15 protein-coding genes are annotated in these 11630 nt (G+C 65.3%); 11 read left to right on the top strand and 4 right to left on the bottom strand.

What is annotated here, in order from left to right; translation table 11 throughout:
• From VIR62_RS03870 to VIR62_RS03840, 7 genes are all read left to right on the top strand, one after another.
• A partial coding sequence (locus VIR62_RS03870) for a sensor histidine kinase (protein ID WP_431868836.1) occupies positions 1 to 927 on the top strand: 927 nt, incomplete at its 5' end.
• Complete coding sequence (locus tag VIR62_RS03865; RefSeq protein ID WP_431868834.1) at positions 924 to 1361, top strand: HPr kinase/phosphorylase; 438 nt, start codon at positions 924 to 926, stop codon at positions 1359 to 1361. The genes VIR62_RS03870 and VIR62_RS03865, both read left to right, overlap by 4 nt.
• Before the next feature lie 2 nt (positions 1362 to 1363).
• Entirely contained in the window at positions 1364 to 2305 is a 942-nt protein-coding gene (gene rapZ / locus VIR62_RS03860; protein WP_431868832.1) for an RNase adapter RapZ, read from the top strand.
• 13 nt (positions 2306 to 2318) lie between these two features.
• Entirely contained in the window at positions 2319 to 2723 is a 405-nt protein-coding gene (locus VIR62_RS03855; protein WP_431868830.1) for a PTS sugar transporter subunit IIA, read from the top strand.
• A 2-nt stretch (positions 2724 to 2725) separates the two neighbouring features.
• Positions 2726 to 2992, top strand: a complete 267-nt coding sequence (locus VIR62_RS03850; protein WP_431868829.1) for an HPr family phosphocarrier protein — start codon at positions 2726 to 2728, stop codon at positions 2990 to 2992.
• 109 nt (positions 2993 to 3101) lie between these two features.
• The gene (locus VIR62_RS03845; RefSeq protein ID WP_431868827.1) at positions 3102 to 3914 is read left to right on the top strand and encodes a TrmH family RNA methyltransferase; all 813 of its coding nucleotides are present in this window, start codon (positions 3102 to 3104) and stop codon (positions 3912 to 3914) included.
• A 38-nt stretch (positions 3915 to 3952) separates the two neighbouring features.
• On the top strand, positions 3953 to 4333 hold the full coding sequence (locus tag VIR62_RS03840) for a hypothetical protein (protein ID WP_431868826.1): 381 nt from the start codon (positions 3953 to 3955) through the stop codon (positions 4331 to 4333).
• A 2-nt stretch (positions 4334 to 4335) separates the two neighbouring features.
• Here the strand turns inward: VIR62_RS03840 and rmuC are convergent, their stop codons facing one another.
• On the bottom strand, positions 4336 to 5736 hold the full coding sequence (gene rmuC / locus VIR62_RS03835; RefSeq protein WP_431868824.1) for a DNA recombination protein RmuC: 1401 nt from the start codon (positions 5734 to 5736) through the stop codon (positions 4336 to 4338).
• Positions 5737 to 5858: 122 nt separating this feature from the next.
• Here rmuC and VIR62_RS03830 point away from each other — a divergent pair, with 122 nt between their 5' ends.
• Both VIR62_RS03830 and VIR62_RS03825 read left to right on the top strand, forming a co-directional pair.
• Positions 5859 to 6245 (top strand): four-helix bundle copper-binding protein, encoded by a 387-nt coding sequence (locus VIR62_RS03830; RefSeq protein WP_431868823.1) that lies wholly within the window; start codon positions 5859 to 5861, stop codon positions 6243 to 6245.
• 77 nt (positions 6246 to 6322) lie between these two features.
• Positions 6323 to 6838, top strand: a complete 516-nt coding sequence (locus VIR62_RS03825) for a hypothetical protein (protein ID WP_431868822.1) — start codon at positions 6323 to 6325, stop codon at positions 6836 to 6838.
• Between the two features lie 10 nt (positions 6839 to 6848).
• Here VIR62_RS03825 and def read toward each other — a convergent pair whose 3' ends face one another.
• Positions 6849 to 7388, bottom strand: coding sequence for a peptide deformylase (gene def / locus VIR62_RS03820; protein WP_431868820.1), 540 nt, complete (start codon positions 7386 to 7388; stop codon positions 6849 to 6851).
• 38 nt (positions 7389 to 7426) lie between these two features.
• Positions 7427 to 8023, bottom strand: coding sequence for a recombination mediator RecR (recR, locus tag VIR62_RS03815; RefSeq protein WP_431868839.1), 597 nt, complete (start codon positions 8021 to 8023; stop codon positions 7427 to 7429).
• Between the two features lie 64 nt (positions 8024 to 8087).
• On the opposite strand from recR, the gene fmt reads away from it, so the two are divergent.
• Together fmt and truA are read left to right on the top strand one after the other, a co-directional pair.
• The gene (gene fmt, locus VIR62_RS03810; protein WP_431868819.1) at positions 8088 to 8993 is read left to right on the top strand and encodes a methionyl-tRNA formyltransferase; all 906 of its coding nucleotides are present in this window, start codon (positions 8088 to 8090) and stop codon (positions 8991 to 8993) included.
• The gene (gene truA / locus VIR62_RS03805) at positions 8990 to 9757 is read left to right on the top strand and encodes a tRNA pseudouridine(38-40) synthase TruA (protein WP_431868817.1); all 768 of its coding nucleotides are present in this window, start codon (positions 8990 to 8992) and stop codon (positions 9755 to 9757) included. The genes fmt and truA overlap by 4 nt, the downstream gene beginning before the upstream one ends.
• Here the strand turns inward: truA and VIR62_RS03800 are convergent.
• Positions 9703 to 11628 (bottom strand): XrtA/PEP-CTERM system amidotransferase, encoded by a 1926-nt coding sequence (locus VIR62_RS03800; RefSeq protein ID WP_431868815.1) that lies wholly within the window; start codon positions 11626 to 11628, stop codon positions 9703 to 9705. The two genes, truA and VIR62_RS03800, sit on opposite strands and share 55 nt — an antisense overlap.
• Positions 11629 to 11630: the final 2 nt, after the last annotated feature.

The raw sequence follows: 11630 nt of genomic DNA, 5'->3' as shown, positions 1-11630 counted from the left end.
GAGCGGCTGACGCTCGGTTTCATCATCGCCGGAACGATCCTTCTCTCCGTACTCCTCTCACTGTTCCTGGCGCGGACAATCGCGCGCCCGCTCCGGCGATTGGCGCGCGCCGCGTTGCGTGTCCGTTTGGGCCGGGCACGGGAGGTCGCGGTGCCGCGGCTTCCCGCCCGCCGCGACGAAATCGGCCTCCTGGCCCGCGCGCTTCACGACATGACGCAGTCGCTGCGCCATCGGATCGACGCGACCGAGGCGTTCGCCGCCGATGTGACCCATGAGCTCAAGAATCCCCTCGCTTCCCTCCGCTCGGCCGTCGACAGCCTCGATAATGTCGATGATCCGGAGCTGCGCCGCAAGTTGCTCGACGTGGTGCGTCACGATGTCGTCCGGCTCGACCGGCTGGTGGTCGACATTGCTGAAGTATCGCGCCTCGACGCCGAACTTTCCCGCGCCCGCTTCGAGCCCGTCGATGTGGGCCGGGTGATTGAATCGTTGCTGGGCCTTTGGGAGCCGCGCGCGGCGGAGCGGAATGTCCGAATCGCCTTTGCCCGGCCCCGCGCCGGGACGGCCGTCGTCCTCGGCGGGGAATCGCGCCTCGCCCGGGTGTTCGACAATCTGGTCGACAACGCCATCTCATTCTCGCCCGAGGGCGGCCTCGTCGAGATCGCCGCCGCCAGGATCGAGAGCGATGTCGTGGTCAGCGTGGAGGATGAAGGGTCGGGCGTTCCAGAGGGTGCGCGTGAGGCGATCTTTAACCGCTTCCATAGCATCAGGCCCGAAGGCGAAGCCTTTGGCCGTCATTCCGGCCTGGGCCTCGCCATCGCCAAAGCGATCATCGAGGGTCATGATGGCCGGATCGTGGTCGAGGATCGTCATGACGGGCGAACGGGCGCTCGTTTCGTGATACGCTTTCCAGGGGTAATCGCATGACCGGACCATCCCTTTCCTCAGAAACGCTGCACGTCTCCTGCGTCGCCAAGGACGGACGGGCGATCCTGATCGCCGGCCGGTCCGGCGCCGGAAAGTCCGACCTCGCGCTCCGTCTCATCGATCGGGGCGCGGTCCTAGTCAGCGACGACTATACCGTCGTGCGGCGGGTGAGCGGCAAGCTGCTTGCCGCGGCCCCCCGCAATATCGAAGGCCAGATGGAGGTTCGCGGCGTCGGCCTCGTCAAGGTCGAGTCGGTGAGCGACATTCCCGTCTCGCTCGCCGTCGATCTGGACCGTGACGTGGAGCGGCTGCCGGAGATGCATGATCCCCTGGTCGTCGCGGGCATCAAGGTCCCGGTTATCGGCCTCAACGGGCTCGAACCATCGGCGCCGGTGAAGGTTGAACTGGCCCTTGCCCAATTCGGACTCGAATAAGAGTGAAAAACGGCGCCACCCCGAAACGGATATTGCTGGTCACGGGGCTTTCGGGTGCCGGCAAGTCGACGGTGCTCCGCACGCTGGAGGATAGTGGCTGGGAGGTGGTCGACAACCTGCCCCTTTCATTGCTCGAGCATCTGCTGTCGACGCCGCTTTCCAAGGGCAGCGCGCGGCGCCGGCGGCCGCTCGCGATCGGCATCGACAGCCGCACCCGCGATTTCGATGCGAAGAAAATTGTCCAGCAGATCAAGGCGCTCGCCGATGAATCGCATTATCCGATCGAGACGCTGTTCCTGGAATGCGCCGGGTCGGAGCTCCTGCGGCGCTATTCGGAAACGCGCCGCCGTCATCCCCTCGCCCTCGATCGCCCGGCGACCGACGGTATCGCCGCCGAGCGCGACCTGATGGAGCCGCTGAGGCGCTGGTCCGACTATATCATCGACACCACGGACACCGACTCGAACGCCTTGCAGCAGCAGATCCGCGATCGATTCGGCGGCAGCCGTGCGCCCTACCTTCACATCATGTCCTTCGGCTTCGCCCGCGGCCTGCCGCGCAACGCCGACAGCGTGTTCGACGTGCGCTTCCTCAAGAACCCGCACTGGGAGGATGCCCTTCGTCCCTTGACCGGCCTCGATAAGGCCGTCGGCGACTATATCGCGACGGACGAGAGCTATGAGCCGGCCGTATCGCGGATCGAGGAGCTGCTGCTGATGCTCCTCCCGCGCTATCGCAGCGAGGGAAAATCCTATGTTTCGATCGCATTTGGCTGTACCGGCGGGCGTCACCGTTCGGTGCATGTCGCCGAGCGCGTAGCGTCACGGTTGCGCGAAGCGGGATTTTCGCCCACGGTCGAACATCGCGACCTCGCATCCCGGCCCCGCGATCCGGTCGAGGGTGGGCCGGTCCGGGGGGACCAGCGCGCGGAGATGGAAGACTAGCCAAGGTGTTCAAATGATCGGTTTGGTGCTGGTTACGCACGGGCGGCTCGCAGCCGAGTTCGTCGTGGCCATGGAGCATGTGGTTGGGCCGCAGCAGCGGATCGAGGCAATCTGCATCGGCCCTGAGGACGATATGGAAGCGCGACGCAACGACATCGCCGAGGCCATCGCCAAGGTTGACGAAGGAGCGGGCGTGATCATCCTCACCGACCTGTTCGGCGGCACGCCCTCCAACCTCGCCATCTCGCTGATGAAATCCGAGTCGATCGAGGTGATCGCCGGGGTCAACCTGCCGATGCTGATCCGACTCGAAGGCGCGCGCAAGACGATGGATGTGAAGGCCGCCGTCGCCGCGGCGCGCGAGGCCGGCCGCAAATACATCTCCGTCGCTTCCGAAATCCTGGGCGAAGCGGCCTGATCGTGGCGAGTCGCACGGTCGATGTCACCAACAAGCGCGGCCTCCACGCCCGCGCCAGCGCCAAATTCGTCACCCTCGCCTCCGAGCTTCCCGCGGCCATCGAAGTCGAAAAGGACGGGTCACGCGTCTGCGGTACCTCGATCATGGGGCTGATGATGCTCGGCGCCGCGATGGGCGATCAGATCACCATCAGCGCGGTGGGCGACGGCGCCGAAGCCGCGGTCGCCGCGCTCGTGGAGCTGGTCGAGACCAAGTTCGGCGAGGAATGACACCCTCGTTCTCCGTCGCCCCAGCGAAAGCTGGGGTCCATACGACATTTGAGGCCCTTCCCGCAGCTTGGATGCCAGCCTTCACTGGCGTGACGATTTAGGGCGTATCGTGCCGCGCCAGGTCACCGCCTTTTCCAATCCTCTGGTGAAGCAGGTTCGCGGCCTTCGCGACAAGAAGAACCGGCGTCGCGAGGGCCTGTTCATCGCCGAAGGGTTGCGCATCCTGACCGAGGCGCGGGAGGCGGGTTTCCTGCCCGAGATCCTGTTCTTCACGGCTGGGGGCGATCGGCATCCCCTTCTCGAGCGCCTGATTGCCGAAACCGAGGCTGCCGGAGGCGAGGCGATCGAGACGACGGCGGACATCCTCCACAAGCTGTCCGGTAAGGACAATCCGCAGACTGTGCTCGGCGTCTATCGCGCCTTCGACATCGGCCTCGAACGGATCGACCGCGCCCAGGCCGACCTCTGGATCGTCGCCCAGGCGCTGCGCGATCCGGGCAATCTCGGCACGATCCTGCGCACCGGCGACGCCGTTGGAGCGGGCGGGTTGATCCTGGTCGACGAATGCGTCGATCCCTTTTCGGTCGAGGCGGTGCGGGCGACGATGGGCGCGCTCTTTACCCAGAAGATCGCCACCGCTTCATGGGCCGAGTTCCTGGCCTGGCTTCGCGCCGGCCGGGGCGAGCTGATAGGCACAAGCCTTAACGCCACGCGGGACTACCAGGAGCCGCGCTATCGAAAGCCGGCCTTCATCCTGGTCGGCAACGAAGCCCAGGGCCTCCCCGCAGCCTATGAAGCGGAATGCGACATGCTGGTGAAGGTGCCGATGCTGGGTCGTGCGGACAGCCTCAACGCGGCCGTGGCGACGGCTGTAATGGCCTATGAGGTCATCAACCAGTGGCGGCACGCGGGGAACATCTGAGTCGCTCGCGCGCTGTTCGGGCCATGAAAGCCGTTACCATGCCGAAATGGCCCGCCGGGCTCCTGTTCGCCGCGACGACGGCCTGCGCTTATCCCGCCGCCACTAACCCGCCGCCGGGGGAAGAGAGCGTCTATCGCGCGCTCGGCCAGGAGCCGGGTTGGACCGTGACAATCACCGGTGAGCGGATCGACTATGCCGGCGACTATGGCGAGACGCGGATCACCGTGCCGCGGCCTGATCCCCGTGCCACGTTCAACGGCCACCGTTACGAGACGGAACGGCTGATCGTCGATGCCACGCACGTTCGCTGCAACGACACGATGAGCGGCCACGGCTACGCCGACACGGTGATGGTCATCGCCGACGGCAAGACCGTCCACGGCTGCGGCGGCGAGCGGCGGCCCGACTGGGATATGTGAGCCTATTCGGCGGCTTCTGCGGTGTCGTCACCGCGTCGATCCGTGAGCGCCGCGTGACTGCCCCCGCTGACATTGGCCAGCGCCTCCACGGCTCCGACATCATCCAGTTCGCGAGAGCCGGTTTCGATATTCAATTCCTTGAACTTGCGACCGGTCGACACGAGTCGGCTATTGAAGGAGTTGGTGAACGCGTTGAAGTTTGTAACGGCGCTGTTGAGCCCCGCTCCAACCTTGCGCAAATCCTCCCCCACCTTGGCTAGGCGATCGTAAAGTTCTTTGCCGAGCAGGGCGATGTCGCGTGCGTTCTTGGCAAGCGCTTCCTGCTGCCAGACCGAGGCGACCGAGCGTGCAATCGCAATCAGGTTGGTCGGCGTGGCGAGAAGCACTTTCTTGTCGAACGCGAAATCCCACAGGGTCGGGTCGTGCTCAAGCGCCGCCGATAGGAAATGTTCGCCGGGCACGAACATGATCACGTAATCCGGGCTGTTACCGAACTGCGTCTGATAGGCCTTGTTGCCGAGCGTGTTGACGTGCGCGCGCATTGCCGCGGCATGCGCCGAGAGTCCGATCTGTCGCTCGGCCTCATCGACGGCGCCGAAGGCGTCCTGATAGGCATTGAGTGAAACCTTGGCGTCGATGATGAGCATGCGCCCGCCTGGAATCCGAATGATTACGTCGGGTCGGAGCCTTCCGTCGTCGCCATCCACGCTGACTTCGGTCTGGAAATCGCAATTCTCAGTAAGGCCGCAGGTTTCCAGGACATTCTTGAGCTGCTGCTCACCCCAGCGACCGCGCGATTTCGGGGCATTGCGGAGGGAATTCACCAGCTTGGCAGCTTCACTGCTGACCTTTTCCTGCCCGACTCGCATCGACTCGATAAGACCGACGAGATTGCCGAAAGAATCACGCCGTTCAGCCTCGACCTTGGCGACGCCCTCTTCATAACGCTGCAGTCGATCGTTGACCGGCTGGAGGAGCGCTTTCAATCCCTTGCCTGCAATCTCTTCCGACTGCTTGAACCGCGCTTCCGCCCGCTCGAGGAAATTCTTCTGTGCTTCTTGAAGCAGCCTCGCGCCCACTTCACTGAATTGGGCTGCCAGCAAATCCTTCGCTTCGGCAAGTTCCTTCAGCCGCAGTTCGAAATTGCGGCTATCGGCCTGAAGGCCAGCGAGTTGCCGTTGGGCGTCGTCACGCTCCTTGGTCACCTCGTTCAAAGTCATACGCAGCAGTTCGCCGGCCTTCGCGCGTTCTTCGGCGCCGGCCGCCGCGATTTCCACCTGTCCAACCCGGGTCTGTAACGCGTCGCGTTCCTGGCGATAGACGGCGGCTTGGCGGCTTCCGAGGAACCAGCCCACGCCAAGGCCGGCCAAGAGCGCCACCACGACAAGGATGATCGGGTCCATGGAAATTCCCCCTTCGGAACGAAAAGCGAACTTAAAGCAGGCGCCGCCGCCGCTCAAGCCCTTGAGGAACCCCCGGTCCGAAAAACCCGTTCCTCATGCGCCCCCTTGCAGGAGACGCCGTCATGTCCATCGTCCAGATGATCGCCGCCCATCCCGATGTCGCCGGGAAGCTCAACGAGCCGCTGGCGCTCGCGGTGCGGCACGCCATGTTCTGTTCGGCCATCTGCACGAGCTGCGCCGACGCCTGCGTCGCCGAGAAGATGGACCTGCGGCAATGTATTCGCGCCTGCCTCGATTGCGCGGACATCTGCGATGCCACCTACAAGGTCGCGACCCGGCGCACGGGCAACAACGAGCTGCTGCTTCAGGAAATGCTGCAGCTCTGCATCACGGCCTGCGACATCTGCGCCGAGGAATGCGCGCGTCACGACAATGACCATTGCCGGCTCTGCGCCGAAATGTGCCGGGAGTGCGGGACCGATTGCCGCGCGGCGCTTGAAACCTTCTGACCACTTTGCCTGGGCGAGGAGCTCGCACGCAACCCGATCTCGGGTCGGTGCATTGTAACGGCATGACCAAGCGTAGATTGTTCATGCCGGCCTGTGCCGTGCTTGCCACCATGACGTCACTTGCCGCCTGTGGCGGGGAGGAGGTCGTTCAAAACACGATCCAGGAGGATGCGTCGATGCCGCCTTCGGGAGCGGATGTGCCGGTTCTGCCGGAACCCGAGCCGACGGAAGCAAATGGGCAGGGTGCAACGCCCGATGCGCAAGCCGGCGCCGGCGATTCCCTGCTGCCGCCGCCTGGTGCGTTCCGCTTTGTCGGCCTTTGGGCAACCGAAGCGGACCTGTGCGCCGACACCGCCTGGCGGTTCACGCGCGAAAGCCTAGAGACGCCTGCCGGATCGGTCTGCAAGTTCGTCAACGCGACCCCGATGAGCGGGGGCTACGACATTTCGACGCGCTGCACATCCGAAGGGCCACCGGTGGACGATATGCTGAAGATTCGCTTCGCCGAGTCCGCCCAGGCCATGCTTTTCGAAGCCGACAGCATCGCCGATGCGGGATTGATCTACTGCGGTCCGCTGGACGGAGCGGAATAAGTCCTCAGAATCAGGCGGCGCGTTTCGCCATCTCTTTCCGCATCTTGGCGAGCTTCTTTAAGACCATATCCCGCTTCAGGCGCGAGAGATGGTCGATGAAGAGAATGCCCTCCAAATGATCCATCTCATGTTGGAGGCAGATGGCGAGGAGGCCGTCCAGCTCTTCCTCATGCGTCTTGCCCTGTTCGTCGAGCCAACGGGCGCGGATGTGGTCGGGGCGGTCGACTTCGGCATATTGATCGGGGACCGAGAGACAGCCCTCGCTGTAGGTCTGGAGAGTGTCGGAGGCCCAGATAATCTCCGGATTGATGAAGACGCGGGGATCGCGGACGGGATCGCCGCCCTCCTCCTCCGGCTCCTGCAGGTCGATGACGAGCAGCCGCTTCGGAACGGCGATCTGGATCGCCGCCAAGCCGATGCCGGGGGCGGCATACATGGTGTCGAACATGTCCGAGACCAGCCTGCGGATATCGTCATCCACCACTTCCACAGGCGTCGAAATCTGCCGAAGCAGAGGGTCGGGAGTCTCGATGATCGGAAGCAGGGCCATTTCGATTCAGCTAGGAAGCGTCGGCCCTTGCGTCAAGCTCAGGAGACCGGCCGCCGCGCCCTCAGCGCCTGGGCGAGGGTTCCCTCGTCGAGATAGTCGAGCTCGCCGCCGACGGGAAGGCCGTGAGCGAGCTGGGTGAGGCGTATGGGAAAGCCCTCCAGTCGTTCGGCGAGATAGTGAGCGGTGGTCTGGCCTTCCAGTGTCGCGTTCATCGCCAGCACGACCTCATCTATACCGCCGCCGGCGACGCGGCTGATGAGCTTGTCGATGCCGAGGTCTTCGGGCCTTACCCCTTCCAAGGCTGAAAGACGCCCGCCAAGGACATGGAATCGACCGGGAAAAAGCCGCGAGCGATCGAGCGCCCAAAGATCCGAGACTTCCTCGACGACGCAGAGCAGGCGCGTGTCGCGGCGGGGATCGGCACAAATGCCGCAGGGATCGGTCGTGTCGACATTGCCGCAGATGGAGCAGACGGTCAGCCGCTCGTTCACCCTTTCCAGCGCCCGCAGAAGCGGCACCATCGCCGTCTCGCGCTTCTTCATGAGATGCAGCACCGCCCGGCGGGCCGAGCGCGGGCCGAGGCCGGGAAGCCGCGCCAGCGCCTGGGTAAGGGCGTCGATCTCGGTGGAAGCCATGACGGGGGCATAAGGCGCGGCCGCGCGGCTTGCCAAGCGGATTTCAGGGGATAGAGCGGTCGCCATGCGTATCGCCTTCATGGGAACTCCGGATTTCGCCGTGCCGACGCTCGATGCCTTGGCGGCGGCGGGCCATGACGTCGCCGCCGTCTATTCGCAGCCGCCAAGCCGGGCCGGGCGAGGCAAGGCGCGGCGGCCTTCGCCTGTTCATGAGCGGGCGGAGGGACTCGGCATCGAAGTCCGGACGCCCGTCAGTCTTCGAGATGCCGGGGCTCAGGCGGATTTCGCCGCGCTCGATCTCGATGCTGCAATCGTGGCGGCTTACGGTCTCATCCTGCCCGTTCCGATCCTGGTGGCGCCTCGGCATGGCTGCCTCAACGTTCATGGCTCGATCCTGCCGCGCTGGCGCGGGGCGGCGCCGGTGCAGCGGGCGATCCTGGCCGGAGACGAAATGACGGGCGTCACCATCATGGGCATGGAGCGCGGGCTCGATACTGGGCCGATGTTCGCGACGCGGGAGACGCCGGTCGACGGCAAGACGGCGGGCGGGCTGACCGAGGAACTGGCGGGAATCGGCGCGGCGCTGATGGTCGAGGTGCTGGAACGCCTCGACCACATCACCCCGACTGCGCAGCCAGCGGAAAGCGTGACCTATGCAGCCAAGATCGAGAAGGAGGAGGCGCGGCTCGATTTCAGCCGGAGCGCCGTGGAGGTCGAGCGGCAGATACGGGCGTTCAATCCCTTCCCCGGCGCCTTCTTCGAATATGGCGGCGAGCGCATCAAGCTATTGGCGGCAGACGTGAATGGACGCGCCGGCGTACCAGGGACGACCATCGATCATGGGCTGGAGATCGCCTGCGGGACTGGTGCGATCGTGCCGAGCCTGGTCCAGCGCGCGGGGCGTGGCGTCATGACGCCATCGGAGCTACTGAGGGGCTTTCCCGTCCCCGCGGGCGCCAGGCTCGGATGACGCGCTTTCGACTTACCGTTGAGTTTGACGGACGGCCGTTCATGGGCTGGCAGCGGCAGGCGCATGGCCCGTCGGTGCAGCAGGCGATCGAGGAGGCGGTGCTAGGCATTACCGGCGAGCACGTCACACTTCATGCCGCCGGGCGAACCGATGCGGGCGTGCACGCGCTGGCGATGACGGCGCATGTCGATATCGACAAGCCTATCACGGCGTTTCGGCTGATGGACGGGCTCAACGCGAAGCTTCGGTCGCAGCCGGTGGCGATCCTGAAGGCGGAGGTAGCGGCTGACGACTTCCACGCGCGTTTCAGCTGCGTGGGCCGGCGCTACCTCTATCGCATCGTAAACCGGCGGGCGCCGCTGGCGCTGGAGGTTGGGCGGGCCTGGCGGGTGCCGGTGATACTCGACGCCGAAGCGATGCACGAGGCGGCGCAGTGCCTGGCGGGGCTGCACGACTTTACGACTTTCCGCTCTGCGCATTGCCAGTCGGAGAGCCCGGTGAAGACGTTGGATCGGCTCAATGTCAGGCGTGAGGGCGAGGCCATCCTGTTTGACGTCGCCGCCCGTTCCTTCCTCCATCATCAGGTGCGGTCGATGGTGGGTTGCCTGGAGCTGGTCGGGTGCGGAAAATGGAGCGCGGCGGATTTGAAGGCGGCGCTGGAGGCTCGGGATCGGCATGCGCTCGGCTTCAACGCTCCGCCTGACGGCCTCTATTTCGCGGCCGCCATATATCCGGAGGACGTCCCGAGCCCGAACAACCGCTGAAGCGACTTGTCGAGCATGAGGAGTTGCCAGAGCAGGCGCCCATGATCCGACTTGCCTGAGCGATGGTCGGTGGTGAGGCGTGCGATGGCTCCGGCATCGAACCATCCCAACTCCGCCAGGGCCGAACCGCGTGCGATGGCGGCGGCTTCTTCGGCGAGAGGGCCGCGGAACCAGACGCTGATCGGGGTGACGAAGCCCATCTTGCGGCGGTGGAGGATTTCGTCGGGAAGGTAGCGGCCCATCGCGCGCTTCATCAGCCATTTGCCGGTGCCGCCCCGAAGGCGCATGTTCGCTGGCACCCGTGCGGCGAATTCAACGAGGCGGTGATCCAGAAGCGGCTCGCGCGCTTCCAGGCTGACGGCCATGCTTGTGCGGTCGACCTTTGTGAGGATGTCGCCCGGCAGCCATATCTTGAGATCGGCATATTGGGCGCGGGAGAGCGGATTGTTCGCTGGCGCTTCCTTCATGGCCTGGACATATCGCGCCTCGGCACGATGCCCCTGGAGCGCCGTGCGCATGCTCTGGCTGTAGAGCCGAGAACGAAGCGCGGGCGGAGTGACTCCGACTGCCTCGGCGTAGGCCTCTCCGCTTTCCTTGCCGAAGGCCTGTAGCGTCGTGCGGGCGCGGAGGAAACGCGGCGCCCAATCGAGCTTGGGATAGGCGTCGCCGAGGCGGCCCAGCGCCTTTCCCATTCCGCTTGGCAGAAGCGCCCTCGCCCGCTCCTCGGCGGCGAAGAGGCGGTAGCGGCGGTAGCCGGCGAAAGCCTCGTCGGCGCCGTCACCGGAGAGGGCGACCGTCACTTTCTCTCGCGCCAGCTCACTGACACGGTAAGTGGCAAGGGCGGAGGCGTCGGCGAAGGGTTCGTCGAAAGCGTCGGCGAGCGTGTCGATCAGACCGAAATCGTCAGCGGCGACAGTGCGACTGCGGTGGCGGGTGGCGAAGCGGTCGGCGACCAATTTTGCATGGCGGGTTTCGTCATGGTCGGCCTCGTCGAAGCCGATCGAGCAGGTCTCGACCGCGCTCCGGCTCGCTTCGGCCATCAGCGCGACGACCGAGGAGCTGTCTACACCGCCGGAGAGGAAGGCGCCAAGCGGGACGTCGGCGACCATGCGCGAGCGGACGGCCGTCCGCATGATATCGGTCAACTCTTCGGCGAGCGCGTCCGCCTTGCCCGTGAGGGGGTTGCTGAAGTCCACGTCCCACCAGGAGGCGGGCTTGGGAACGTCCCTGCCCCGGCGTACGAGCAGATAATGGCCGGCGGGGAGCTTGCGGACGCTTTCGACGATGCAGGCGTCGTCCGGCACGTAGCCGAAGGCGAGATAGTCGTCGACGGCTTGGGCGCTGATGCCGCGGCGGAGGCTCGGATGGGCGAGGAGGCCCTTTAGTTCCGACGCAAAGATGAGGGCGCCGTCGGCGAGCTCGACATAGTATAGCGGTTTCACGCCGAGGCGATCGCGAGCGAGGAAGAGCGTGTCCGCCGCCGCGTCGTAGAGCGCGAAGACGAACATGCCTTGGAGGCGGGAGAGGCAGTCCGGCCCCCATTCCCTCCACGCCGCGAGAATGACTTCGGTGTCGCTCTCGGTGCGAAAGGCGTGGCCCTTGACCAGCAGCTCGGTGCGAACCTCCCGGAAATTGTAGATTTCGCCGTTGAAGGTGATCGCGACTTTCTCGTCCGGCGTCAGCATCGGCTGCGCGCCGCCGCGCAAGTCGATGATCGAGAGGCGGCGGTGGCCGAAACCGACGCCCGGCGCCGTCCAGACGCCGCTGCCGTCGGGGCCGCGATGGGCGAGGACGTCCGCCATCGCCTTCACCCGGGCGCGATCGATCGGCTTGGGCACGTCGGGATGGAAGATGCCGGCGATGCCGCACATGG

The sequence above is a fragment of the Allosphingosinicella sp. genome, assembly GCF_036570505.1.
GTDB lineage: Bacteria > Pseudomonadota > Alphaproteobacteria > Sphingomonadales > Sphingomonadaceae > Allosphingosinicella.
This window is presented reverse-complemented; position numbering and strand designations above follow the sequence as displayed.